Origin of the sequence: Novosphingobium sp. 1529, from assembly GCF_040544855.1 — a bacterium.
Lineage (GTDB): Bacteria > Pseudomonadota > Alphaproteobacteria > Sphingomonadales > Sphingomonadaceae > Novosphingobium > Novosphingobium capsulatum.
In genome coordinates this window covers 1,141,006-1,164,648 of record NZ_JBEPKW010000001.1, presented here as the reverse complement: position 1 = coordinate 1,164,648, position 23,643 = coordinate 1,141,006, and the positions used below count along the sequence as shown (strand labels likewise).

22 protein-coding genes and 1 tRNA gene are annotated in these 23,643 nt (G+C 66.6%); 8 read left to right on the top strand and 15 right to left on the bottom strand.

Annotated elements, in window-relative coordinates; genetic code table 11:
• Positions 1 to 30: 30 nt before the first annotated feature.
• The 7 genes from ABIC78_RS05310 to infA form a co-directional block, all read right to left on the bottom strand.
• Entirely contained in the window at positions 31 to 1,086 is a 1,056-nt protein-coding gene (locus ABIC78_RS05310; RefSeq protein WP_354488080.1) for a S1/P1 nuclease, read from the bottom strand.
• Between the two features lie 108 nt (positions 1,087 to 1,194).
• Positions 1,195 to 2,352: a tyrosine-type recombinase/integrase gene (locus tag ABIC78_RS05305; protein WP_354488078.1), complete on the bottom strand. Its 1,158-nt coding sequence runs from the start codon at positions 2,350 to 2,352 to the stop codon at positions 1,195 to 1,197.
• 152 nt (positions 2,353 to 2,504) lie between these two features.
• Positions 2,505 to 2,580, bottom strand: a tRNA-Phe gene (locus tag ABIC78_RS05300).
• 136 nt (positions 2,581 to 2,716) lie between these two features.
• Entirely contained in the window at positions 2,717 to 2,884 is a 168-nt protein-coding gene (gene yacG, locus ABIC78_RS05295; protein ID WP_169041942.1) for a DNA gyrase inhibitor YacG, read from the bottom strand.
• On the bottom strand, positions 2,881 to 3,894 hold the full coding sequence (locus ABIC78_RS05290; protein WP_169041943.1) for a ribonuclease E/G: 1,014 nt from the start codon (positions 3,892 to 3,894) through the stop codon (positions 2,881 to 2,883). Before ABIC78_RS05290 ends, yacG begins: the two co-directional genes overlap by 4 nt.
• A gap of 7 nt (positions 3,895 to 3,901) precedes the next feature.
• A complete protein-coding gene (locus ABIC78_RS05285; protein ID WP_062786050.1) occupies positions 3,902 to 4,486 on the bottom strand; it encodes a Maf family protein in 585 nt (194 codons plus the stop codon).
• A 34-nt stretch (positions 4,487 to 4,520) separates the two neighbouring features.
• On the bottom strand, positions 4,521 to 4,766 hold the full coding sequence (infA, locus tag ABIC78_RS05280) for a translation initiation factor IF-1 (RefSeq protein WP_022675624.1): 246 nt from the start codon (positions 4,764 to 4,766) through the stop codon (positions 4,521 to 4,523).
• Positions 4,767 to 5,076: 310 nt separating this feature from the next.
• On the opposite strand from infA, the gene ABIC78_RS05275 reads away from it, so the two are divergent.
• Positions 5,077 to 7,713 carry a TonB-dependent receptor gene (locus ABIC78_RS05275; protein ID WP_171794743.1) on the top strand — a complete coding sequence of 879 codons (2,637 nt, stop codon included), beginning with the start codon at positions 5,077 to 5,079 and terminating at the stop codon, positions 7,711 to 7,713.
• A gap of 4 nt (positions 7,714 to 7,717) precedes the next feature.
• Here ABIC78_RS05275 and ABIC78_RS05270 read toward each other — a convergent pair whose 3' ends face one another.
• Positions 7,718 to 8,104: a PilZ domain-containing protein gene (locus ABIC78_RS05270; RefSeq protein WP_022675627.1), complete on the bottom strand. Its 387-nt coding sequence runs from the start codon at positions 8,102 to 8,104 to the stop codon at positions 7,718 to 7,720.
• Positions 8,105 to 8,238: 134 nt separating this feature from the next.
• Between ABIC78_RS05270 and uvrC the strand changes: the two genes are divergently transcribed.
• From uvrC to ABIC78_RS05255, 3 genes are all read left to right on the top strand, one after another.
• Positions 8,239 to 10,182, top strand: coding sequence for an excinuclease ABC subunit UvrC (uvrC, locus tag ABIC78_RS05265; protein ID WP_171794742.1), 1,944 nt, complete (start codon positions 8,239 to 8,241; stop codon positions 10,180 to 10,182).
• A gap of 278 nt (positions 10,183 to 10,460) precedes the next feature.
• Positions 10,461 to 11,411 carry a hypothetical protein gene (locus ABIC78_RS05260; RefSeq protein WP_169041945.1) on the top strand — a complete coding sequence of 317 codons (951 nt, stop codon included), beginning with the start codon at positions 10,461 to 10,463 and terminating at the stop codon, positions 11,409 to 11,411.
• On the top strand, positions 11,408 to 12,019 hold the full coding sequence (locus tag ABIC78_RS05255; RefSeq protein WP_169041946.1) for a hypothetical protein: 612 nt from the start codon (positions 11,408 to 11,410) through the stop codon (positions 12,017 to 12,019). The genes ABIC78_RS05260 and ABIC78_RS05255 overlap by 4 nt, the downstream gene beginning before the upstream one ends.
• 12 nt (positions 12,020 to 12,031) lie before the next feature.
• Here ABIC78_RS05255 and ABIC78_RS05250 read toward each other — a convergent pair whose 3' ends face one another.
• The 3 genes from ABIC78_RS05250 to thiL form a co-directional block, all read right to left on the bottom strand.
• A complete protein-coding gene (locus tag ABIC78_RS05250; RefSeq protein WP_354488073.1) occupies positions 12,032 to 12,955 on the bottom strand; it encodes an acyl-CoA thioesterase in 924 nt (307 codons plus the stop codon).
• Positions 12,956 to 13,202: 247 nt separating this feature from the next.
• A complete protein-coding gene (locus tag ABIC78_RS05245) occupies positions 13,203 to 15,302 on the bottom strand; it encodes a sodium-translocating pyrophosphatase (RefSeq protein WP_171794741.1) in 2,100 nt (699 codons plus the stop codon).
• A gap of 158 nt (positions 15,303 to 15,460) precedes the next feature.
• Entirely contained in the window at positions 15,461 to 16,348 is an 888-nt protein-coding gene (gene thiL, locus ABIC78_RS05240) for a thiamine-phosphate kinase (RefSeq protein ID WP_168351543.1), read from the bottom strand.
• Between the two features lie 95 nt (positions 16,349 to 16,443).
• Between thiL and ABIC78_RS05235 the strand changes: the two genes are divergently transcribed.
• The 4 genes from ABIC78_RS05235 (at position 16,444) to ABIC78_RS05220 (ending at position 19,444) form a co-directional block, all read left to right on the top strand.
• Positions 16,444 to 17,112 carry a TetR family transcriptional regulator gene (locus tag ABIC78_RS05235; protein ID WP_169041950.1) on the top strand — a complete coding sequence of 223 codons (669 nt, stop codon included), beginning with the start codon at positions 16,444 to 16,446 and terminating at the stop codon, positions 17,110 to 17,112.
• Positions 17,102 to 17,998, top strand: coding sequence for an S-methyl-5'-thioadenosine phosphorylase (gene mtnP, locus ABIC78_RS05230; protein WP_216643476.1), 897 nt, complete (start codon positions 17,102 to 17,104; stop codon positions 17,996 to 17,998). The genes ABIC78_RS05235 and mtnP overlap by 11 nt, the downstream gene beginning before the upstream one ends.
• Positions 17,999 to 18,152: 154 nt before the next feature.
• Positions 18,153 to 18,611 carry a MarR family winged helix-turn-helix transcriptional regulator gene (locus ABIC78_RS05225; RefSeq protein WP_022674476.1) on the top strand — a complete coding sequence of 153 codons (459 nt, stop codon included), beginning with the start codon at positions 18,153 to 18,155 and terminating at the stop codon, positions 18,609 to 18,611.
• Between the two features lie 71 nt (positions 18,612 to 18,682).
• On the top strand, positions 18,683 to 19,444 hold the full coding sequence (locus ABIC78_RS05220) for a hypothetical protein (protein WP_062786068.1): 762 nt from the start codon (positions 18,683 to 18,685) through the stop codon (positions 19,442 to 19,444).
• 157 nt (positions 19,445 to 19,601) lie between these two features.
• Here ABIC78_RS05220 and ABIC78_RS05215 read toward each other — a convergent pair whose 3' ends face one another.
• From ABIC78_RS05215 to ABIC78_RS05200, 4 genes are all read right to left on the bottom strand, one after another.
• Positions 19,602 to 20,609, bottom strand: coding sequence for a type II secretion system F family protein (locus tag ABIC78_RS05215; protein ID WP_354488069.1), 1,008 nt, complete (start codon positions 20,607 to 20,609; stop codon positions 19,602 to 19,604).
• 16 nt (positions 20,610 to 20,625) lie between these two features.
• Positions 20,626 to 21,597, bottom strand: a complete 972-nt coding sequence (locus ABIC78_RS05210) for a type II secretion system F family protein (RefSeq protein WP_022675892.1) — start codon at positions 21,595 to 21,597, stop codon at positions 20,626 to 20,628.
• Between the two features lie 89 nt (positions 21,598 to 21,686).
• The gene (locus ABIC78_RS05205) at positions 21,687 to 22,970 is read right to left on the bottom strand and encodes a Flp pilus assembly protein ATPase CpaE (protein WP_022675893.1); all 1,284 of its coding nucleotides are present in this window, start codon (positions 22,968 to 22,970) and stop codon (positions 21,687 to 21,689) included.
• 1 nt (position 22,971) lies between these two features.
• On the bottom strand, positions 22,972 to 23,640 hold the full coding sequence (locus tag ABIC78_RS05200; protein WP_022675894.1) for a CpaD family pilus assembly protein: 669 nt from the start codon (positions 23,638 to 23,640) through the stop codon (positions 22,972 to 22,974).
• Between the last annotated feature and the right edge of the window lie 3 nt (positions 23,641 to 23,643).

Here is a 23,643-nt window from a genome sequence, read left to right as displayed (position 1 = left end):
AAACCGGAAGCCGCACGTTGGCGTTAAGGCTTATCCTTTCCCGCCGACTTCCGCGAGGGGCGCCAACGCCCCGTTGAGCACTTGCGCGAGGCGCCAACCAGCCTTTGCCAATTGCTCAGCCGCGACGCGGCGTGCCTGGGCGTCATAGCCAGCCGGCAGCGCGATCGGCGCTCGCGTCTCGTCGCAACCGGGCTGGGAATGCACGGTGTAGACAGCCTGCTTGGCAAGCCCGAACGATTCGTGCGCCCAATCTTCGGGCGTGCCGGTTGACCAGGCCGCCATCTCCTGCTGCGAGATCCGCTTGCCCAGCTGCTTGGCCAGGGCTTTCGCGTCGGGATCGATCTCGCCCACCACCACGGTGTCCCAATAGCTGTGGAGGTTGACCGTGCGCGGGCCGCCCAGGGCCAGGGCCACGCAGTTGCCGCCCCGGTCGTGATTGTCCGACGCATGCAGGGGCTGGTGCAGATCACCCACGAAATGCAGCACGAACTTGAGCGCCAGCAGGCGCTCCTGCGGGCTGGTGGCCGGCGCGGCCAGTTCGCGGGTGAACTGCTCGAGCTTGGTCACGATGCACTCGGTAGCCGGGCCGGCGCTGGCCGGCGCGTCGCTGGGTGGGCTTTCGGGGCACGCCTTGGCCAGGTCGCCATCGTCGAGCTCGATGTCGGCGAAGTGCCAGCTCTCGGTGTCCTTGTGCTCGCGGCGCCAGGCATCCGCCCAGGTGGCACGCGCGGCCATGGCCGGGGCAGTCAGCGTGTCCTGGTCGGAGGCGAGGATCGCATCGACGCGACGCCGCGCCTCGGGCTTGAGATACTGGCGCGCGATCAGCGCGACGACCTGGTGCCCCTCGCTGCCCCAGGCAAGCGCCGGGGCGGGGGGCAGGGCAAGGGCGGCAAGGCACGGAAGCAGCAGGGAGATTCGCGTGGGCTGCGCCCTGCCACAGCGCGGGCCGGGCCGCCTAGGGCGTTGCGACGGACCGCGTGTCCAACCTTGCGCGCTACGTTGCTCTCGCGTCGAGCTTCTGTACCTCCAGTGTGGCTCAGCGCATGGGCAGAGAGCGCGGCGATTGGAGTTTAGGTGCTCACCCAATGCCGTTGGACATGGCGCTTAAACGCCAAGAGCATCGAACCTGGTATGTGTTCGATTTGCAACGCAGGTCCAGCGCCCCTGAGGCGAATCGGGTCATGCCAGGGCGGGTCACCGACCGCTGTCCTTCGTGCAGAACGCCCCCCAATCATCCATCAGCGCCCGGCGCTTGGTGAAGAAATCCGTTCGCCGGTAGGCCCGCTTGACCTCGTCGGGCACTTCATGGGCCAGTGCCGCTTCGGCGATCTCTTCGGGATAATCGGTTTCATCGCCGCGCCAGTCGGCAAAAGTGCTGCGAAATCCGTGGACGCGGCAATCCTGCTTCATGTCGCGCAAGACCTTGGTCAGGGTCATGTCGGAAAGCGGCGTGCCCGCGTCGGAGGGAAAGATCAGGTCGACGTCGCGGCGCTTGTAGGCGGCAGCCTTCTTTAGGATAGCCAATGCGGCAGCCGACAGCGGCACGCGATGCGCCTTCTTCATCTTCATCCTGGTGGCCGGGATGTTCCATTCCGCCGCTTTCTCGTCGATTTCGCTCCAGCGGGCGCCGCGCGTCTCGCCAGAGCGAGCGGCGGTCAGGATCGTGAATTGCAGGGCCAGCGCGCCCTTGGTCTCCTTTGCGGCGAGCTTGCGCCAGAAGGCGGGCAACTCGGCATGGGGCATTGCTGCATGATGCTGACTGTCGGGCTGCTTGGGAAGCCGGTCTGACACGGCCTTGGCGAGAGAGTTTTCCAGCAGGTGCCCATCCGGGCGCGAGAAGCGCAGGACCCGGATGATGGCCTGGCGGACGCGGAGCGCGGTTTCCGGCTTGCTTGTCCAGATCGGGCGGAGGAGGTCGGCCAGCACCGTGGCATCGATCGTCTGGACCTCGAGATGGCCAATCCTGGGATATGCGTAGGTGGACAGGCGCTTCTGCATCGTGGCGATGGTTGCTGCGCCCAGCTTTGAGCCGGCCAGGCCTTCCATCGCCGCCTTGGCCGCGTCGCGAAACAAGGTGCGCTCGGGTTTCTGGATCTTGAAGGCCAGTGGATCGCGGCCTTCGCGGATGTCCTTGCGATATTGCTCCGCGAGTTCGCGGGCCTTGGCAAGCGAGGTGCCGGGGTAACCGCCCAGCCCGAAATCGCGGCGTTTGCCGTTGGAAGTGAGGCGAAGCACCCAGGACTTGTGGCCCGAGGCCTGAACCAGCAACATCAGGCCCTTGCCGTCGCCGTAGCGGCCAGGCTGGGTCAAGTGGCTGATTTTTATCGCCGTGAGCCGCTGCGAGTTCGACATATGGGCTCTTCCCACAATTTTCCCACACAAATAATCCGGCTGTGGGGCAACGTCAACGGACGATTCAGGACGCGCAAAGCGCGTCAAACGCCGAAAACACTAGGGTTTTCCGGACAATTTTGGATGTCAGTGGATATGTCTGGACAGGGAAATGGTGCCCGGGGACGGAATCGAACCGCCGACACCGTGATTTTCAGTCACGTGCTCTACCAACTGAGCTACCCGGGCTTGCCGCGCTGGCGGGCCGTTTGGCCGGCGCCTTGCGTTTGGTGAAGCGCCCTATGGCGAGGTGGCCGAAGGTTGTCCAGCCCTCAATTGCATCTATTTTTCCACAATGGGCTTTTTGGCTTTGGCCGCGGGCGCTTCAATCCGGGCCTTTCTCTTCGGCGTCGGCGGGCGGGCCGGGCAGGGCATAGCCGTCTTCCAGCCAGCGCATCAGGTCGCGGTCGCGGCAGCGGGCAGAGCAGAATGGCTTGTGCGCATCGCTGCGCGGTTTGCCGCAGATGGGGCAGCGCTTGGGGGGGGTGGTCATGGGGTGATCGCCTGGGCAAATCCGGCGGTGGGCGCAAGGGTTTCGTCGAGGGACCAGTGCAGCAGGCGGCCGGTGCGGCGGGCCAGTTCGTCTTGCCAGGCGGGCAGCACGGCACGTGCGAGGGCAGGGTGGCAGGTCAGCAGCAGGGCGCCGGGATCGCGCACCTTTTCCGCGCGGCGCAGCAACTGCCGTGCCGCTGCGCCCAAGGGGTGGCGGGCAAACAGCGCGGGCAGCGACGGGCGCTCCAGCCGGCTAACCAGCTGGACGAAGCCATAGCCGTTCATCGCCGTGCGCTCACCACGCCAACCGGTCTGGGCGCCACGGACTGCCAGTTCCTGTGCCAGTGCCGCATCCACCGCCTGGCGATCGCGCTTTTCACCCAGCGTGGGGAAATCGATGCCGATCGAGCCGCCGATATCCATGCGCATGATCGCGGCGGCAATGGCCGGCACGGAGGCCAGCGCCAGCGCCGGCAGGGGCGGGCTGCCATCGACATCGATCAGGGTCATCGCCGGGGTCGGGCTGATGCACAGGGCGCCGCGCGGGAAGGCGATCTCGCCGCTCATCGCCTCGTCCACCAGGTCATCCCAGCCGGCCTGGTCGAGCGCGGGATCGGTGGCGTGGATCAGGCGCACGGGCTGGCCGGTGGCGGCCAGTTGCTGCGCCAGGGTGGGGGCAGGGCAGGCCTCTTCACCAGGGGCAGCAGGGCGCGCCATCGGCAGCTTGGTGCGGCCCTTTTCGGCAATGGCGGCGCGCGTGACGCGGAACAGGCCGCTGGCGCCCTCGGGCAGGTCGGGCGTCAGGCCATCGACCAGGGCAACGGCGCCGTCGGCAAACTGGACCGTGCCGCGCCGCGTGCCGGCAAGGCGGCTGGCGACACGCGCGGGCGCTACCAGGCCCACGGCAAGCCCGCCCGGCCATGCAAGGCGCGCAGCCAGGATCTGCGCACCATCGACCAGGGCGGCGCGGGTTTCGCCAATGCCTTCTTCCACCAGCCAGGTGGCGGTCATGGCGTGCTCAGGCCAGCAGGCCGGCGGCCACCAGCAGGCGCCGGGTTTCGAACAGGGGCAGGCCGATCACGCCCGAATGGCTGCCGGCCAGCCAGGCGCAGAAGCCTTCGGCGCTGCCCTGGATGGCATAGCCGCCGGCCTTGCCGTGCCATTCGCCGCCGGCGATATAGGCGTCTATCTCAGCTTCGGAGAGGCGCTTGAAGCGTACGATGGTTTCGCTCAACGCTTCGCGCAGCGTGCCATCGGGCATCAGCAGGGCAACGGCGGAGAATACGCGGTGGCGGCGGCCCGACAGCAGCGCCAGGCAGTGGCGCGCGGTGGCCTCGTCCTCGGCCTTGGGCAGGATGCGACGCCCGGCGCCGACCACGGTATCGCCCGAAAGGATGGCGCCATCGGGCGCGAGTGCCGCCGCCGCGCGGGCCTTTTCCGCAGCCAGGCGCACGGCGTGGACACGCGGCGTCTCACCCGGCAGCGGGCTTTCATCGATGTCGGTGGCGATAATGCGATCGGGCACTAGCCCCAGGCGCGCGATCAGGTCACGCCGGCGCGGGCTGGCCGAGGCCAGCACCAGCGGCGGCACAGTCGCAGTCATCAGAACGAGCCCGGCAACGGTACAGGCCCGGGCATCAGTACTGGCCGGGGCCGCCTCGGCCAGGCATGAAGCGGTAGGTGATGCGCCCCTTGGTCAGATCGTAAGGGGTGAGTTCCACCAGCACTTCGTCGCCCACCAGAACGCGGATGCGGTTCTTGCGCATCTTGCCGGCGGTGTGGCCCAGGATCTCGTGATCGTTTTCCAGACGCACGCGGAACATGGCATTGGGCAGCAGTTCCACCACCGTGCCGCGCATCTCGAGGAGTTCTTCTTTCGCCATCGGCGGGGTCAGTAGCCTTTTGTCTTGAATGGCCGGAAAGACAACCGGCACCGACGTGGCGCAAGCTGCATAGCCATGATCGAGGGGGTCGCGATAAAACGACGCGCGTGGCGCCCATAGCGTTCCGGCCGGCAAAAGAAAAGCCCCGCATTTGCAGCCAGGTTCCAGTGGTGATCCGGGCATCGGCACCGCGCCCGGCCAGCCGATGTTCATCCACGCTGGACGACAAATTGATACGATTTGTGTGTTGTTTCAATTTGTCAGGCGCGCCAGCAGGATCGCCTCGAAGCCATGATGGGGTTTGTTGCGCGTGTCTGTTCGTCTTGCCTTGCTGTGTGCCGTTTCCGCGCTTGCCGTTTGCGGGGGTGAGCGGGCCTGGGCCGCAGACCAGGCTGCGCAGGCGCCCGCTCCTGCCCCTGAGGGCGATGGCAGCACCGGCGCAACCGCTGGCGGCAGCGGCCAGCAGATGGTCAATACCCAGGGCCAGTTGGGCGTGGATGCCAACGGTGACGGCGTGGACGACGTGACCGGTGAAATCCTGGTCAACGCCGCGCCGATCAAGGGCGTGGTGCAGGCGCAGCAACCCCCGATCGTGACGCTGGATGAAGACGAAATCGCCGCCTACGGCGTCAATTCGATCCAGGATCTGCTGACCGTGCTGGCGCCGCAGACCGATTCCGGGCGCGGGCGCAGCAGCGACGGGCCGGTGATCCTGCTCAACGGCATGCGCATTTCCAACTTCCGCGAAATGCGTGGGCTGCCGCCCGAGGCGATCCGCCGGGTGGAAGTCCTGCCCGAGGAAGTGGCGCTGAAATACGGCTATCGCCCCGATCAGCGCGTGGTCAACTTCATCCTCAAAGACCACTACAAGAGCATCAGCAGCGAAACCGAGGCCAGCGTGCCGGGCAACGGCAGCTATGCCGGGTTGAGCGAGGAAGCCACGCTGGCCAAGATCGCCAACAAGGCCCGCATCAACGTGACCGGCACGGTATCGACGCAAAGCGCGATCACCGAAGCCGAGCGCGGCATCAGCCAGGCCAGCGCGGCCACAGGCACCGGCACGGGCGGCAACAGCACCGTGGCGGGCGACCCCAACCAGGCCGATTATCGCACGCTGCAGGCCAAGGCCGATAGCGCCGCGTTGAATGCCACCTGGTCCAAGCCGATCGGACTGGGCACCGGGTTGACGCTTAACGCGCTGGCGCAGCGTGATTACAGCCGCAGCTGGAACGGCCTCAATACCGTGACGCTGACCGATCCCGACAGCGGCAACAGCGTGACGCGCACCACCACCGCGCCCGAGCCGCTGACCACGCGCACCTATACCACCACGCTCTCGGCCGGCGCCGGGCTCAACACCGGCATCGGCGCCTGGCAGCTATCGGTGACGGCCGACGGCAGCCATGTTACCACCGATACGCGGATCGATCGCTCGGCCGATCTTTCGGGCCTGCAAACGCTGGTCGACGATGGCAGCCTGAGCGCCACGGGCGCGCTGCCCAGCGGCGCGATCATCGCTGGCGGGGCCGATCGCGCGCTGAGCCGCACCGACAGCCTGACCTCGCTGGCGACGGCCAACGGCCAGCCGTTCCGCCTGCCGGGCGGGGCAACCTCGCTTACAGTCAAGACCGGCTTTGCCTATTCCGGCATCCACAGCACCGATACGCGCACCGCCAACGGGGCGATCGATCTCAAGCGTGGCGACGCGCAGCTGGGCTTCAGCCTCGACGTGCCGATCACCAGCAAGCGCGAGAACTTCGGGGGTTTCCTCGGCAACCTGTCGCTCAACATGAATGCCGAGGCGCACACGCTGTCGGACTTTGGCGCGCTCTATGATTATGGCGCTGGGCTGACCTGGCGCCCCACCGACAAGCTGAGCTTCACCGGCACGTTCATCGGTGCCGAGACCGCGCCCTCGTTGACGCAACTGGGCGCGCCAACGACCACCACCCAGAACGTGGCGATCTATGATTTCATCAAGGGCCAGACGGTGCTGGCTACGGTGACCAGCGGGGGCAACCGCGACCTGCTCAAGGAGCGCCAGCGCGACGTGAAGCTGGCCGGCAACTGGACCTTGCCGTTCCTGACCAATTCGACCTTCGTGGTGGAATATTTCCACAACCGCAGTTTCAACACCAGCAACAGCTTCCCCCTGCTGACGGCCGAGGTGGAAGCGGCCTATCCCGGGCGCGTCACGCGCAATGCCGCAGGCGATATCGTGTCGGTCGACGAAAGCCCGGTGACGTACGCGCGCCAGGAAAGCGAAAGCTTCCGCTATGGCATCAACCTGGCGGGCAGTTTTGGCACGCCCGATCCCAATCTGGTGCGCCAGCGCGGCATGCGGGGCATGATGGGGCCGGGTGGGCCACGCATGGGTGGCGGTGGACGTGGCGGGCATGGTGGTCCGGGCGGCCCCGGCGGCCCCGGCGGTCCTGGCGGGCCCGGTGGCCCCGGTGGTCCGGGCGGCTTCGACGGGCGCGGGCGCTGGAACCTGTCGCTGACCCACACGATCATGCTGATGAACCGGGTGCAGCTGACGCCGGGCGGGACGGTCTACGATCTGCTGGGCGGCAGCGCGCTGTCGAGCACGGGGGTAGCGCGGCACAGTATCGAGCTGGAAGGCGGCGGCTTCTATCGCAGCTTTGGCGTGCGCCTGACCGGCACCTACACCGGATCGGCCCACGCGGATTCAGGCACGACCAGCCTGGATTTCCACCCCATCGCCAAGTTCAACTTGCGCCTGTTTGCCGATCTTGGCCGCCGCCCCGGCGTGGTCAAGGCCGTGCCATTCCTCAAGAATGCCCGACTGTCTCTGGCGGTGAACAACGTGTTCGATGCCCAGCAGAAAGTGACCGATCAGACCGGCGCGATCCCGCTGCGCTATCAGGCTGGCTATCTCGATCCCACCGGGCGGGTGTTCAAGCTGGAATTCCGCAAGATGTTCTGAGGGCCTAGACGAACCGCCGGCCCTGGACGAATTCCCGCGCCGCGGTGCGTTCCTGTTCGCGGCGGTGTTCGCTGAAATGATCGGCGAACTGGCGCAGGGCGATCACCTGTTCCAGCGCCAGTGGCTCGTCAAAGTGAAAGCCGCAATGGCCGCCCCTGATCCACACGGCGGCGCCGAACCCTTCGAGGCGGTTGATTTCCAGCACGCCGGTTTCGCCCAGCGCCGGCGGGCATTGCAGGACCAGGCGCGCCCCGGTGCGCGACAGGTCTTCCACCAGGCAGGGGCACACGCCACGGCGCAAGATCAGGCGCCCGGGAATGTTGAGCCTTGCCCGTGCATCCGCGCGGCGGCCGCGCGTTGCACTATCACCGGTGACGGGGGCATTCACCATGGCTGCCACGTTTACCCCGGCATGGTAAAGGTATCATCTGCAATCATATACGTAGATATACGGATAATACTTGTCCACGATCGCCAGCCTTTCGGGCTCTCCCCAAACGGGGTAACAGCCACTATCTGGCAGGGATGGCCCGCAAGAGCGCATCTTCCCCTCCCGACCGTGATACCGAGCGCTTCAACGAAGACGCCGCGATCAGCACGATGCGTGGCAGCGATCAGCCCGATCTGGAACGCGGCGTGGACACCATCCGCGACGTTGTCCGCACGCTCAAGCCCAAGCCTGGCGTCTATCGCATGCTCGATGCGCGCGGCGACGTGCTCTATGTGGGCAAGGCGCGCGCGCTGAAAAATCGCGTGGCCAATTACACCCAGGTCGATCGGCTGCCCAACCGCCTGCGCCGCATGGTCAGCCAGACGCGGTCGATGACGATCGTGACGACCAATTCCGAGGCCGAGGCGCTGCTGCTCGAAGCGCAGCTGATCAAGCGCTATCGCCCGCCCTACAACGTGCTGCTGCGCGACGATAAGTCGTTTCCCTTCATCCTGTTGCGGGCCGATCACGCGTTTCCGCGGATCATGAAGCATCGCGGCGCGCGCAAGGCCAAGGGCAATTACTATGGGCCCTTTGCCAGCGCCGGATCGGTCAACACCACGATCAATGCGCTGCAAAAGCTGTTCCTGCTACGCAGCTGCAACGATGGCTTCATGGCGCGGCGCGACCGGCCCTGCCTGCTCTATCAGATCAAGCGCTGCAGTGCCCCGTGCGTCGATCGCATTGCCGAGGCGGACTATGCCGAACTGGTGCGCCAGGCGAAGGATTTCCTCGGCGGCAAATCGGGCGCGGTGCAGCGCGAGATCGAAACCCAGATGAGCGAGGCGGCCGAGAATCTGGACTTCGAACGCGCGGCCATGCTGCGCGACCGCTTGCGCGCGGCCACGTTCATCCAGGGCAGCCAGGCGATCAATGCCGAAGGGGTGGGCAATGGCGATGTCTTTGCCATGGCCAGCAAGGGCGGGCAGATCGCGATCCAGGCCTTCTTCATCCGGGGCGGGCAGAACTGGGGCCACCGCGCGTTCTTCCCCACCCATACCGAGGGGCTGGACGAGGCCGAGGTCATGACCAGCTTCCTGGCGCAGTTTTACGAGGAAGTGCCGCCGCCGCGCCTGATCATGGTCGATCGCATTCTGCCCGAGGCAGACCTGCTGGCCGAGGCCCTGCACGAAGGTGCGGGCGGCAAGGTGGAAATCACCGTGCCGCAGCGTGGCGACCGGCGCCGGCTGATGGAGCAGGCCAGCCGCAATGCGGTGGAGGCGCTCGATCGGCGGCTGGCGGAAACCGGCACCAAGGCCAAGATTCTGCGCGAACTGGCCGAATTCCTAGAGCTGCCCGATGTGCCGCAGCGCATCGAGGTTTACGACAACAGCCATATCCAGGGCACCAATGCGCTGGGCGGCATGGTCGTGGCCGGGCCCGAAGGGTTCCAGAAGGGCCAGTATCGCAAGTTCAACATCAAGCGCGCCGAAACCCGCCCGGGGGATGACTTTGCCATGATGCGCGAAGTCATGGCGCGCCGCTTTGGCCGCGTGCAAGAGGAAGATCCCGATCGCCAGGGCGGCACCTGGCCCGATCTGGTGCTGATCGATGGCGGCAAGGGCCAGATGACGGCCGTGCGCGAGACGCTGGAGGAACTGGGCATCGAGGATGTGCCGCTGATTGCGGTGTCCAAGGGGCCGGATCGCAACGCCGGGCGCGAGCATTTCCACTTTCCCGATGGGCGCGAAAAGCTGCTGCCGCTCAATTCCCCGGTGCTGTTCTACTTGCAGCAACTGCGCGACGAGGCGCACCGTTTCGCCATTGGTGCGCACCGCGCCAAGCGCAGCCGGGCGATCACCGCCAGCCCGCTCGACGAGATTCCGGGAATCGGTCCGGCGCGCAAGCGTGCACTGCTGTTGCATTTTGGCACCGCCGGCAAAGTGCGCGCCGCCTCGCTTGAAGACCTCATGCGGGCGCCTGGGGTGAGTGCTGCGGTGGCGCAAACCATCTATGATTTCTATCATCCCGGGGCGTAAACAGCTGCCCCAGTGGCATTTGTGGAAATTATCAGACAATTGTCGTGCTGGTGGCGTGCCAGCGTGAAGTACCGCAGTGGTTATTTGCGGTTTCCCTCAAATAGGGGATGACGAAAACACCCTTAATGCTCGATAACCGTGTTAGGCAACGTCTCTGCACATAGCTTGCGGCATGACAGGGATAGTAAGCGTAACGTGGCAAGGATCGGCAGCCCACCAGGGGACGTGGTGGAGCAGGACCGACCGGCAGGGTGGTCCGTCGCTGCCTGGGGGGTACGATGAAGCAGGGGGTTGGGCGCGCGCCGCAGGTTGGCGCGTCGCACCGTAAGGAGTGGGGACAAGTCGTGGTGCCGGGTGGCGGTGCGGGGCAGCGGCCGGTTGGCCGGCTGGTGCTGCGCGTGGCGGCCTTGGGTGCGTTGGCGTTGGGGGCGCTGCCGCTGGGCACTGCGGCGGCCCTGGCGCAGGATGCGGCCGTTTCCGACAAGACGCTCGAACTGGAATTCTGGCGTTCGGTATCGACCAGCAGCGATCCCGAGATGTACGATGCCTATCTGCAGCAGTTTCCCAACGGTACCTTTGCCCCACTGGCCAAGGTGAAGGCCGCAGCGCTGCGGCGCGGGGCGACCAGTAGCACGGCGGCAGCGCCGGCTACGCCGCCTGCGCCGGCGATTGCCGCGCCAGTGCCGGTTGCCGCCGCGCCGACCGCAGTCACCCCGCCGCCCGCTGCTGCCCCAACCGCTGCGGTCGCTGCCACCGCGCAGGCCGGGCCCAACGAAACCGCGGCAGCCAGCCTGCTGGCGAGCCTGGCCGCCGCGCAGGAAACCCCCGCGGCACCGGCCGCAGCCGTCTCTGCTGCAGCCCAGGCTGCCGCCCCGGCACCGCAGGACATTACAGCCGGTCGGCCCCATCTGGAAACGGTGCCGGCGGTCGTCCTGCCCGCCCGTTTTTGCAGTGCCGAGGAACGCAACGCCTTCCACGCGCAAACCTATCGCCCGGCCGGCGAAGCAGCCGAGGCCAACAACGGCAAGGCCATCGCCTATCTGCAATCGATCCAGGCCCGCTATGACGCGATGGCCGCAGGCGATGCCGACATGCGCAACGCGCTCGCCAAGGAAGCACGCGATTACAAGCCGATAGCCGACGCTGCCTTTCAGGCGCAACAGGCGCTGGTGCGCCAGTTCGATGCGCTGATGGCGGTTCCGATCACGTCTTGCGGAGTGGCCAAATGATGCGACGCGTGCCCTTTGCCCTGGCGACCCGAGGCGCGATGCTGGTTGCGCTGTGCCATGCCCCGCTGGCCCAGGCCGCCGCGCCGCCGCCGATCTCGCCACCGGCCTCGTGCCTCGATAGCCCGACGTTCGAAGCCGCGCGGTTTCATCAGTTCCAGACGATGATGATGACCGTGTCGCTGCGCTGCAAGAGCCACGGCATGGATGTGGAAACCAGCTTTTCGCGCATGATGATCGTGCACCAGGGCGTGTTCGCGGCCGCCGACAAGGCCATCCGTGGCTATATCAGCCCGGCCCACGGCTTTGCCGACAAGCGCGCCTTTGATAGCTATGCCACGCTCGTGGCCAATCGCTATGGCGGCGGCGCCACCAACCTGCAGGCCTGCACCACGATCGACCGGGCGATCAAGACGGTGACGGCTGACATCACCGGCGCCACGCTGCGCTTTGTGGCAACGGCCATGGTAGCCCACCCGGAAATGGAGCGCATGGCCTGCGCCCTGGTCGGCCAGCCTACCAGGACTGGCACCACGCCCGCCCCGCCGGCCGCTGCCGGCGCGGCGACCATCGCAATGGCCAGCCCTGCAGCGCCGCGGCCCGGCAAGTAGCGCGGCGACGGTTCAGGCGCGGCGGCGCACCAGGCCTTCTTGCGCGGTTTCGGCCACCAGGCGGCCATCCTGAGTAAAGATGCGGCCACGGCTGAAACCGCGCATGTTCCCGGCCCAAGGGCTGTCGCAGGCATAGAGCAGCCATTGATCGGCGCGGCCATCGGCGTGGAACCACAGCGCATGGTCAAGGCTGGCCACCTGGGCGCTGCCGGCCTTGCCGCTGATGCCGTGGGGCAGCAGGCTGGTGCCGAGCAAGGTCATGTCGCTGACATAGGCGATCACCGCGCGGTGCAGCGCCGGATCATCGGGCAGCGGCGCCACGCAACGCAGCCAGGTGTGCGCCACCGGTTCGGCCGGGGTTTCGCGCAGCCAGTTGAGCGGTTCGGCCGGGCGCATCTCGATCGCGCGCGGCCGCGACAGCAGCGCGCGGCGTTGCTCTGACAGGCGATCGGCATAGATCGTCAGCAGGTCTGCCTCGCTCGGCAGGTCATCGGGGCTGGGCACCGAAGGCATCGGCAGGCCGTGCTGCAGGGCAAGGCTCTCGCCGGCCTCGCTACGGCGGTGGAACGAGGCCGTCATGGTGAAGATCGGCGCGTCGCCCTGGCTTGCCACCACGCGGCGGTTGGCAAAGTTGCCGCCATCGAGATCGCGCATCACGGTATAGCGCGTGTCGGCATCCTCGCTGCCCGGGCGCAGGAAATAGGCATGCAGCGAATGCACCGGCCGATCGGCGGCGACGGTGGCCTGCGCGGCGGCAAGCGCCTGCGCCACGATCTGCCCGCCAAACACGCGTCCCACGCCGCCGGGCTTGCGCGGCCCGGTAAAGAGATCGGCGCCGGCCTCGGGCTGAACCGTCAGCAGCCGGACAAGGCCGGCGGCCGTCGCGGCAGGATCATTGGAATCGGACATCAGGGTGGAAGAGAGCGGGTGCAGCATGATCGCGCGCCTATTCCAGGCGTTCCGCCAAGGTCAACGCATCGCGGCGGCTCGTCACAAATATGAAACCAGGGGCAGGTGATGAACCACCCGGGCCAGGAAACAGGCCCCGCCCAGCCTTGCGGCCAGACGGGGCCTGTCCTTCTCCTCCCCAACCTCGGGCCCATGCGGGCGGGGTTTTCCCCGCTTTTCCGCGTGTCTGCCGTGGGCCTCCGGTCCAGCATGCCGGCAGCCCACGGAAGCCGGTTCAGCCTGCCGCGTGGCTGGCCAGGGCGGCCAGCAGCAGCAGGGCAACGATATTGGTGATCTTGATCATCGGGTTCACTGCCGGGCCAGCTGTGTCCTTGTAAGGATCGCCCACGGTGTCACCGGTCACCGCCGCCTTGTGCGCGTCGGAACCCTTGCCGCCGTAATGGCCATCCTCGATATACTTCTTGGCGTTGTCCCACGCCCCGCCGCCTGATGTCATCGACAGGGCCACGAACAGCCCGCCCACGATCACGCCCAGCAGCAGCGCGCCCAGCGCGGCAAAGGCATTGGCCTGCCCTGCCACCGCCATGATCACGAAATAGACCGCGATCGGCGCCAGCACCGGCAGCAGCGAGGGCAGGATCATCTCCTTGATCGCTGCGCGCGTGACCAGGTCCACCGTGCGGGCATAGTCCGGGCGGCTGGTGCCGGCCATGATGCCCGGATCGGCGGCGAACTGCTCGCGCACGTCCACCACCACGTCGCCAGCGGCGCGGCCCACGGCGGTCATCCCCATCGCGCCGAACAGATAGGGCAGCAGCGCGCCCAGCAGCAGCCCGACGATGACATAGGGATTTTCCAGGCTGAAATCGACATTCAGATCCGGGAAGAACTCGCGCAGGTCAGTGGTATAGGCGGCAAACAGCACCAGCGCGGCAAGCCCGGCCGAACCGATGGCATAGCCCTTGGTGACCGCCTTGGTGGTGTTGCCCACCGCGTCGAGCGCATCGGTGCGTTCGCGCACGGTGTCTTCCAGGCCGGCCATTTCGGCAATGCCGCCGGCATTATCGGTTACCGGGCCATAGGCGTCGAGCGCCACGACCATGCCGGCCAGCGCCAGCATTGCCGTCGCGGCATAGGCAATGCCGATCAGCCCGGCGAGCTGATAGGCGACGATGATACCCGCGCAGATCACCAGCGTGGGCAGGGCCGTGGCTTCCAGGCTGACGGCCAGGCCCTGGATCACGTTGGTGCCGTGGCCGGTGACCGATGCCTTGGCGATCGATCGCACCGGGCGATAGCCGGTGCCGGTGTAGTATTCGGTGATCCAGATGATCAGCCCGGTGATCGCCAGGCCGACCAGCGCGCAATAGAACAGCGTGCGGCCGGTAAAGCCCTGGTCGCCGATCGGCGCTTCCATGCTGCCCAGCGCGGCCTGCGTGGCGAACCAGATCGCCGGGATCGAAAGCAGCGCGGTGACCAGGAAGCCCTTGTACATGGCGCCCATGATGTTGTTGCTGCGCCCCAGCTTGACGAAATAGGTGCCGATGATCGAGGTGACAATGCAGACCCCGCCGATCAGCAGGGGCAGCGACATGAGCGGCAGCAGCAGATCGCCCACGCCCTTGATCAGCAGTGCCGTAAGTACCATCGTGGCGCCCACGGTGACGACATAGGTTTCGAACAGATCGGCCGCCATGCCGGCGCAATCGCCCACGTTGTCGCCCACGTTGTCGGCAATCACGGCCGGGTTGCGTGGGTCATCCTCGGGAATGCCGGCTTCCACCTTGCCGACAAGATCGGCGCCCACGTCGGCCGCCTTGGTGAAGATGCCGCCACCCAGCCGGGCAAAGATCGACACGAGCGAGGCGCCCAGCGCCAGCGTGGTGAGCGCGGTGACGACGGTGCGATCGCCCGGGGCATAGCCGGCCACGAACACCAGATACCCGAAGAAGCCCGCGATCGCGAGCAGCGCCAGGCCCGCCACCAGCATGCCGGTGATCGCCCCGGCGCGGAACGCCAGGGTAAGGCCTTGTTGCAGGCCGCTTTGCGCGGCAGCGGCGGTGCGCACATTGGCCCGCACCGACACGTTCATGCCGATGAAGCCGGCCACACCCGAAAGCACGGCCCCGATAACAAAGCCCAGCGCCGGCAGCGGGTGCAGCGTCATCGAAACGATCGCGGCCACGACCACGCCCACCAGGGCGATGGTGCCGTACTGGCGTTTGAGATAGGCCTGCGCCCCTTCCTGGATGGCGCCGGCAATGTCTTGCATTTTCTGGTTCCCGGCCGGGCTTCCCAGCACCTGACGGCTGGTGATGAAGCCATAAAGCACAGCCAGTAACCCCAACCCGATGGCGGTTACGACAAGGTTCACGATGGCATCCCCCTAACTTCCCGTGCCCCGGCTTGTCTTTTGGTGCCAGGTACACCGTATTCCCGCACGCTGGCTGGGAACCAAAGGGAAGCTAAATCATTTGCCGCCGCCCGCAAGCGGTATTGTACGGTTGTTCGGCTAATCTTGCCGCCTAGGTTTCAGCCGCAGTGTTCATAGCCCAGCGGCCCTTGCGGGCAGGCGCCATCGAGCAGCAAGGGTACGGGGCCAGCGGCCAGCGCCTCACCGATGCAGGTGGCAGGGCAAGGGGGCGTGGTGCCCGCTGGCAGGGTGAACAGCAGTTCGTAGTCATCACCCCATGACAGCGCCTCTTGCCGGCGGGACGGGGGCAGGTCTGGCGGCACGGGGCAGGCGGCGCTGTCGATCGCCAGGGTCACGCCGCTGGCACGGGCCATGCGCGTCGCATCGAGCAGCAGCCCGTCCGACACGTCCATCATCGCGCCGACCAGCGGGGCCAGCGCCCGCCCTTGGGCCAGGCGCGGCACCGGGCGGGCAAAGCGCGTGGTATCGCGGCCAGTGCGCCCCTCGCGCCCGTCACGCAGCGCCTCGAACCCCAGCATGGCATCGCCCAGGCTGCCGGTGACCCACAGCCTGTCGCCCACCTGTGCGCCGCTGCGCGTGGGCACGGGGCAATGCGTGGCGCGGCCCAGCGCAGTAAGGCCATGGGCCGCAGGGCCGACCCGGCGCACGGTGTCTCCGCCCAGCAGCGGCACGGCAAACGCCGCCAGCGCCTCCGCCAGCCCGGCCAGGAACCGCTCTTCGCCGCCACCCAGGCCATAGCCCAGCAGCACGCCCAGCGGCGCCGCGCCCTTGGCCGCCAGATCGGACAGGTTGGTCGCCACCAGTTTCCACGCCACGTCGGCCGGGTCCTGGCCCGGCAGCCAGTGCACGCCTTCCACCATCATGTCGTGGGTGAGCACGAGATGCTCCCCGCCCAGCGCGATCACCGCCACGTCATCGTCCAGCCCGCGCGCGGCAGGGTCTGGCGCCAGGGCGCGCAGGGCGGTGATGAAGGCTGCTTCGTCCATGGGTGCTGCGGTAGTGGCTGAAGCGTTGTTTGCAAGTAGCTTGACCCTGGCTGGCCGCGCCGCCTAATCGATCGGTTGAAGAGGACCACGGCGACATGACCAACGCAGGACCACAGACCGCGCATGACCATGCTGCGCCGCCGCCTGATGCGGCCGCTGCACCGGGCGGCGCACGCGATCTGCTACTGGCGGCGGCCTCTGCGGTGATGCGCGAGGGCGACCTGGTCGATATCTCGCTGTCCGAACTCTCGCTGCGCTCGGGCCTCAATTCGGCGCTGGTGAAGTATTACTTCGGTAACAAGGCCGGGCTGCTCACCGCGCTGCTTGATCGCGACATGGCCGAGATCGTCCGCTCGGTCGACGCCCTGGTGGCCAAGGGCGACATGGCCCCGCAGGACAAGCTGCGCCATCACATTTCCTGCTGCATCGATACCTATTACCGCTATCCCTATCTCAACCGCCTGCTCATGCGCCTGGTGCGCGATAGCGACGATGCCGAGGCGCGGCGTATCGCCGACAAGTACCTGCGCCCGCTTAGCCGCGCCTATGACCAGCTGATCGGCGAAGGGGTGAAAAGCGGGGTGTTCCGCCCGATCGATCCGCAGATGTTCTATTTCACCGTCAGCGGCGCGGCTGACCGGTTCTTTTCCGCGCGGCTGGTGCTGCGCCACTGCTTTGGCCAGGATTCGTTGACCGAACAGCTGCGCGACCGCTATCGCGAACACACGGTTGATTTCATCATGGCGGGCATTCTTGCAGACTGAACAGGAAACCCAGGCGCCGGGCGCGCGCTGGCGCATCGGGGTGATCGGCGGCTCGGGGATCTATGATCTTTCGGTGCTGGACGATGTGCAGGAAATCGCGGTGCAATCGCCGTTTGGCGCGCCATCCGGGCCGGTTACGCTGGGGCGCATCGGCGGGCAGGAATTCGTGTTCCTGGCGCGCCACGGCGCCGGGCACCGGATTTCCCCCGAAGCCATCAACCACCGCGCCAACATCGACGTGATGAAGCGCTGCGGGGTGACCGACCTTGTCGCCATTTCCGCGATCGGCTCGCTGCGCGAAGAGCTGGCACCGGGCAGCTTCGTGGCGGTGGACCAGTTCATCGATCGCACCCATGGCCGCCCGCAAAGCTTTTTCGGGGAAGGGCTGGTGGCCCATGTCTCGCTCGCCGATCCGGTCTGTGCGCGCCTGTCGGGCCTTCTTGCCGATGCGGCCCAGGCCGCCGGGGCCAGCGTGCACCGGGGTGGTTGCTATCTGGCGATGCAGGGGCCGCAGTTTTCCACCCGCGCGGAAAGCCGCCTCTACCGCCAATGGGGTGCCGACGTGATCGGCATGACCGCCATGCCCGAGGCGCGCCTCGCGCGCGAGGCAGAGCTGCCCTATGCCCTGATCGGCATGGTCACCGATTACGATGCCTGGCGCGACGGCGATCATGTCGACGTTGCCCAGGTGCTGTCGGTGATGCGCGGCAATGCCGCAACGGCGAAGGCCACTGTCGTGGCGCTGGCCGGTCTTTTGCCGCAGCTGCGCACGCCCAGTCCGATCGACCGCGCGCTCGACGGCGCGATCATGACGGCGCCGGCGCAGCGCGATCCCGTGCTGGTCGCCCGGCTGGGTGCGGTGGCGGGCAGGGCGCTCAAGGCATAGCCGACAGGCGGCTGCGGTCTGTGATCCTGTTGCATCGCAGCGCGTATCGAAAGTTGCGCTGCGATAGCTTGTCTTGCACGATTGCAAGAGTTCATAGCGATTAAAGAGAAATATCGTTATTGCCATTGCCGCTGGTTTCCGTAGATACGAAACCATGCCCGGAACCCAGACCCGTCTTGCCGAATTCGTGCCTTATCGCATGGCCATCACCTCTGGTGCGGTGAGCCAGGCCATTGCCAACGAATATCGTATGCAATTCGGGCTCAAGATCTCGGAATGGCGGGTCATGGCGGTGCTCGGCGATGCCGGCCCGCTGACCCAGCGCGACCTGGTGCGCGCCACCCAGATGGACAAGGTTGCCGTCAACCGCGCGTGCAAGGTGCTGGAGGATCGCAACCTGCTGCAGCGCAGCCCGAATGTGGCCGATGGACGCTCCCACCATCTCGAACTTACCGCCGAAGGCCGCGCCATCCATGCCCAGATTTGGCCGCAAGCGCTTGAAATTTATGAGGAAATATTCTCCGCACTGACCCCGCGCGAAACGGAGAAGCTGCGTGCCCTGCTCGACAAGCTGCTGGGCGCGGTGCGGCGGTTCGAAGCGCGCGCCAAGTAACGTACAAGACAAAAACCATACCAGAATAGAACCGGGATAATATCGTCGCAGCTGAAACAGGAGAGGTGAACATGAAACTGGCATCGTTGCCGCAGGGGCGCGATGGGCGCCTGATCGTGGTGTCCGACGATCTCGCCTGGTATGCCGACGCCGATCATGTGGTGCCGACGATGCAGCGGCTGCTGGACGAATGGCACCGCCACGCCGATCTTCTCGAAAGCCTGAGCATCGAACTGGCGCACGGGGCGATCCCGCGCAAACGCTTTCACGAACGCGAGGCGGCCGCGCCCCTGCCGCGTACGTTTCACTGGACCGATTCGGCCGATGCCCTGCGCCACCAGCCTGGCGACGGGCTGATGGGCGCGCGCGATCCGCTGCGCCGGCCCGGTGCTTCGGCGGTGGGCCTGGTGGCGATGACGGCCGATGTGCCGCAAGGCGCCAGCGCGGCCGAGGCCTTGGGCCGGGTGCGCCTGGTCGGCCTGGCCCACGCGGTTGCCGTGCAGAGCGCGCCAGGGGCCACGGGGCATTTCTCGCCGGTCTTCGTTACGCCCTCGGCTCTGGCGGAAGCGTGGGTGGATGGCGCGTTGGCCGTGCCGCTCAAGGTGACGCGGGGCAGCCACACCCAGGACGTGATCCTGCCGCCCACCCTGGGCGATACCATCGCCGGTCTGGCCGCCGAACGCGCGCTCGCCGCCGGAACCCTGGTCAGCCTGTCGGCGCCGCTGCCTGGCGATCCGCTGGGGCCGGGCGAAACCCTGCGCGTCGAAGCCCGCAACAGCGCCGGGCGCAGCCTGTTTGGCGCGATCGAGCAGGCGGTGCGCGTTCCTGCTTGAGGTTTGGCGGTACAGTGTCAGGCCCAGCACCACCCCCCGACCCCCTCCTCTAAAGAGGATGGGGAATTAAAGCACTGACAATAAAAGCCCCCTCCTCTTCAGAGGAGGGGTTTTGGGGGTGGTGCGAAGCCCGGCACCAAGCCCGCCGCCCAAAGCCTTACGGCCCGGGCTTGCGGTTGATGAACTGGTCGCTGATCGCGCAGGCCGCCGGGCCCAGGATGACGATGAACAGCGTGGGCAGGATGAACAGGATCAGCGGCACGGTCATGATCGCGGGCAGGCGGGCGGCCTTTTCCTCGGCGCGCATCATGCGTTCGTTGCGGAATTCGGCCGACAGCACGCGCAGGGCGGAGGCCAGCGGCGTACCATAGCGTTCGGTCTGGACCATGGTGGTGGTCACGCCCTTCACCGAATCGAGGTTCACGCGATAGGCCAGGTTTTCAAAGGCCTGGCGCCGTTCGGTAAGGAACGACAGCTCGATCGCGGTGAGTGCGAATTCATCGCCCAGTTCGGGATAGGCGCGGCCTAGCTCGCGCGCCACGCGGCCAAAGGCAGCGTCCACGGTAAGGCCAGCCTCGGCGCAGATCACCAGCAGGTCCAGCGCATCGGGCAGGCCCTTGCGGATGGCATGGGTGCGCTTGGACACCAGGTTGGCGATCCAGATATCGGGGGTTTTGTAGCCGAAGATGACCATGACCGCGAAACCCATGAAGCGCTTGAACGCGCCCCATTCGGGAAAGAACTGCAGCACGTAGATCCACAGGATAGCGAGGCCGCCCAGCACGATCGGGCCGATCATGCGGCCAAAGATCACCGCGACGGCCCATTCCTTCTTGCGGATGCCGGCCTGGGCCAGCTTTTGCTGCACCACGGCCAACTGGCTGTCCTGCAGCACGCGCAGCTTTTCCAGCACGCCGCGGATCGTGTCGGTGGTCTGGTTGCGGCGCACGATCGAATGGCGCTTGCGCGCGGCCGAGGTGATGATCCCGGCCTTGAGCTGCTCGCGTCGCTCGCTCAACGCCTTGACCCGCTTGGCCATGGGATCGCGCACGGTGATCGCGGCATAGATCGCCAGGATCATCGCCGCGGCCGCGATCATCAGCATGATCGAGCCGGCATGGACGACATTGATGCCAAGCAGCGTGGGTGCGGGGTTCGGTTGCATCAGCGCGTTCCTTGGCTCAGATCTCGAAGCTGACCATCTTGGCCATGATGAAGGCGCCCAGGCCCAGCCAGCACAGCCCGCCCAGGCCGGCGATGATCAGGCGCTCGTCGACGAAGAACTTGCCCATGTAGACCGGGTTGATCCAGTAGATCAGGGCAAAGACGATGAACGGCAGGGCGCCGACGATATAGGCCGAGGCCTTGGATTCCGAACTCATCGCCTTGATCTTGAGCTTCATCTGCGCACGCTTGCGCAGCACGTCAGCCAGGTTGGCGAGGGTTTCGGCCAGGTTGCCGCCGGTTTCGCGCTGGATCGCCAGGGTAATGCAGAAAAAGCTGAACTCGGCCATGTCGAGGCGATCGGCCGTATCCTGCAGCGCCTCTTCCATGGTCTTGCCCACCTTGATGCGATCGGTCACCAGCTTGAATTCTTCCCCCACCGGGCCGGGCAGTTCGCTGGCGACGACGCCCAGCGTTTCGGTGATCGGCAGGCCAGAGCGCAGGCCGCGCACGAGCAGTTCCAGCGCATCGGGAAAGCGGGTGACAAAGGCGTTGGCGCGCTTGGTGATCGCGCGGTTCACCACCATGTGCGGCAGCCCCGCGCCGACCAGAACGCCGGCCGGTATCGCGAGAAGCAGCGAGCCGGACTTGAGGAAGATCAGCGCGGCGATACCCAGCCCCAGGCCAAGCGAGGCATAGAGATATTGCGAGAGGGTCCACCCCTTGCCGGTGCGGTGCAGGCGCAGGGCCAGCGCCTCTGTGCGCGAGGCAGAGCCGGCAACGCGATAGGCGCGGGGCGTGCGCGAGGCGATCGCCTTGCGATACTGCGCCTCCACCTTGTCGACCGCGCTATCCGAATGGCGGAAGCGCACCTGTTGCAGGCGGCGTGCGCCTTCCTTGCCGGCGCTCGGCCCGCTGAACGCCGCCACGGCCAGCAGCAGCGCGATACCAAGCCCGCCAAAGAGCAAGATCAGCTGGGGATTGAGCATCGGGGAACCTGCCTACCTGAAGGAAACCGTAAACTGCATCGCGCGGTGACGGCGTGGCACGGGGCGTAAAGCGTCAGACCTGGCCAGCTTTAGACTGGGGCGCCGGTCTTGGCCTTGCCCTTTGCCGGCAACATCTTCTTGAGATCGAACTTGCCCAGGAGCGAGGTGGACTTGGCCTTGGGCTTGTCCGCCGGGCTGGCGTCGGTATCGGCGGCAAGGCTGGAGATGGCCTGCGCCACGTCCTTGATCGCCAGCGCCGCCTTGGTCGAGCGGTTGGCGCCGATGAACGTCTGCCCCAGCTTGGCGGCATTGGCCGCCGCCTTGGCATCGAACGGCACCTGGAAACCCAGCTTGCGCTCGATCGAGGATTCGAAATCGGCCCGGCTGATTTCGCCCACGCCCTGGTGCACCTTGTTGGCCACGACATAGACATGGGCGTGGCTGGCGTTGGACTTGAGCCAGGCCAGCAGGCGGATCGCATCGCGCGCGCCGGCCAGGGTCAATTCGGTGACCAATGCCACCGCGTTCACATCGGCCAGCAAGTGCGGGAAGTTGATCAGCATGTTGCGCGGCATGTCGATCACGGTCATCTCGAACGCCTGGCGGAATTCCTCCTGCAACTGCACGAAGGCGCTGCCATCGGTCATCAGCGGCGCGGTGATCGGCGCTTCGGCCGAAAGGATCGCCAGGTTGTCGTTGGCCCGGATCATCGCGCGTTCGATGAACAGCCCGTCGATGCGGCTGGGGCTGTCGATCGCGTCGGTCAGGCCACGACCGGGCTCGAGATCGAGCGTGAGTGCGCCGGTGCCGAAGTGCACGTCAAGATCGAGCAGCGCGGTCGACAGCTTGAAATCGGCGCCAAACGACCAGGCCAGCGAAGTGGCGATGGTGGAGGCGCCGGCCCCGCCGCGGGTGCCGACAACCGCAGTGGTCACGTGGCGCTTGGCCGCGCTGCCATCCTGGTTCTTGGGCGCATTGAAGATCGCCTGCGCCTGGCTCAGCGCGTCGCGCACCTGGGCGACTGACAGCGGCTTGAGCAGGTAATCCTGGATGCCCGAAGCGATCAGATCGCGATAGAGCCGCACATCGTTGACCTGGCCCACGGCGATGACCACCGTGCCGGGTTCGCACACTTCGGCCAGGGCGTTGATATCGTTGAGGGGATCGCCGCTTTCCGACAGATCGACCATCAGGATGGCCGGGCTGGCGGTGATCGAGAGCGATTGCACGGCATTGCGCAGGCCGCCGCGCGCGCACTTTTCCGGCGCCCAGCCCATGTCGGCTGCCACGGCGCGCGCCACGTCGAGCGCCGCATCGTCGCACAGGAATGCTGCGAACAGGTCGCGATTGCCGGATTTCCAGGGTGCGCTCATGTCAGTTGCTCGCCGCTGAAGTGGAGGTGGTGACCTTCTTGACGGTGGCGCCCCCCATGCCGGAGGGTGCATTGTCGCGGTAGGCCTGGATCGCCTTGTTCGAGGTCATCACCGTGGTGCGGCCGTCGTCAGACTGGCCGTGCACCAAGTCTTCCTTGTTGGCCACCATCGCGGCCAGGTTGGAGTTGACCGCGCAGCCATAGTTGGTCGAGGTGGCGTTGTTGCCATTGCCATCGTTGTGGGTGGACCAATCCGGGCAACCCGGCACGGCAGCGGTGGTGCGCATGATTACCAGGCGCGCGATGCCCGGCGCCACGCTGCCAGCCGTAATCGGCGCGCCTTCGGCCAGGCTCATGCCGTGGCCGGCAAGCACCGCCTGCACGGCATCGTGCGTGGCCGGATCGCGGGCGGGATCATCCAGCGCCACTTTGTCGCCATAGCCAAGATCAAGCGAGTCGAACCATCCGGCCATGCGGCGCTGTTCGCTGACCGAAACGCCGCCACCGGGCAACGTATTGATGTCCAGCGTGTAGCTGGTGCGTTCGACCACCGGCTGGTGCACGCTGTTGAGCGAGCGGTTGGTCGGCTGGCCGCCGACGCAGCCGGCGAGTGCCGTGGTGAGGGCGAGGGCCAGGGCCACAGGGCCGATGCGATTGCGCGTGGTGGACATGGT

Excerpts from the sequence above, each read along its gene's own strand:
- ABIC78_RS05305 (WP_354488078.1), bottom strand. The coding sequence starts at position 2,352 with ATGTCGAACTCGCAGCGGCTCACGGCGATAAAAATCAGCCACTTGACC.
- infA (WP_022675624.1), bottom strand. The coding sequence starts at position 4,766 with ATGGCGAAAGAAGAACTCCTCGAGATGCGCGGCACGGTGGTGGAACTG.
- ABIC78_RS05205 (WP_022675893.1), bottom strand. The coding sequence starts at position 22,970 with ATGAGCGCACCCTGGAAATCCGGCAATCGCGACCTGTTCGCAGCATTC.
- ABIC78_RS05210 (WP_022675892.1), bottom strand. The coding sequence starts at position 21,597 with ATGCTCAATCCCCAGCTGATCTTGCTCTTTGGCGGGCTTGGTATCGCG.
- ABIC78_RS05270 (WP_022675627.1), bottom strand. The coding sequence starts at position 8,104 with ATGGTGAATGCCCCCGTCACCGGTGATAGTGCAACGCGCGGCCGCCGC.
- ABIC78_RS05220 (WP_062786068.1), top strand. The coding sequence starts at position 18,683 with ATGAAACTGGCATCGTTGCCGCAGGGGCGCGATGGGCGCCTGATCGTG.
- ABIC78_RS05235 (WP_169041950.1), top strand. The coding sequence starts at position 16,444 with ATGACCAACGCAGGACCACAGACCGCGCATGACCATGCTGCGCCGCCG.
- ABIC78_RS05255 (WP_169041946.1), top strand. The coding sequence starts at position 11,408 with ATGATGCGACGCGTGCCCTTTGCCCTGGCGACCCGAGGCGCGATGCTG.
- uvrC (WP_171794742.1), top strand. The coding sequence starts at position 8,239 with ATGGCCCGCAAGAGCGCATCTTCCCCTCCCGACCGTGATACCGAGCGC.
- ABIC78_RS05285 (WP_062786050.1), bottom strand. The coding sequence starts at position 4,486 with ATGACTGCGACTGTGCCGCCGCTGGTGCTGGCCTCGGCCAGCCCGCGC.
- ABIC78_RS05260 (WP_169041945.1), top strand. The coding sequence starts at position 10,461 with ATGAAGCAGGGGGTTGGGCGCGCGCCGCAGGTTGGCGCGTCGCACCGT.
- ABIC78_RS05290 (WP_169041943.1), bottom strand. The coding sequence starts at position 3,894 with ATGACCGCCACCTGGCTGGTGGAAGAAGGCATTGGCGAAACCCGCGCC.
- ABIC78_RS05250 (WP_354488073.1), bottom strand. The coding sequence starts at position 12,955 with ATGCTGCACCCGCTCTCTTCCACCCTGATGTCCGATTCCAATGATCCT.
- thiL (WP_168351543.1), bottom strand. The coding sequence starts at position 16,348 with ATGGACGAAGCAGCCTTCATCACCGCCCTGCGCGCCCTGGCGCCAGAC.
- ABIC78_RS05225 (WP_022674476.1), top strand. The coding sequence starts at position 18,153 with ATGCCCGGAACCCAGACCCGTCTTGCCGAATTCGTGCCTTATCGCATG.
- ABIC78_RS05215 (WP_354488069.1), bottom strand. The coding sequence starts at position 20,609 with ATGCAACCGAACCCCGCACCCACGCTGCTTGGCATCAATGTCGTCCAT.
- ABIC78_RS05200 (WP_022675894.1), bottom strand. The coding sequence starts at position 23,640 with ATGTCCACCACGCGCAATCGCATCGGCCCTGTGGCCCTGGCCCTCGCC.
- yacG (WP_169041942.1), bottom strand. The coding sequence starts at position 2,884 with ATGACCACCCCCCCCAAGCGCTGCCCCATCTGCGGCAAACCGCGCAGC.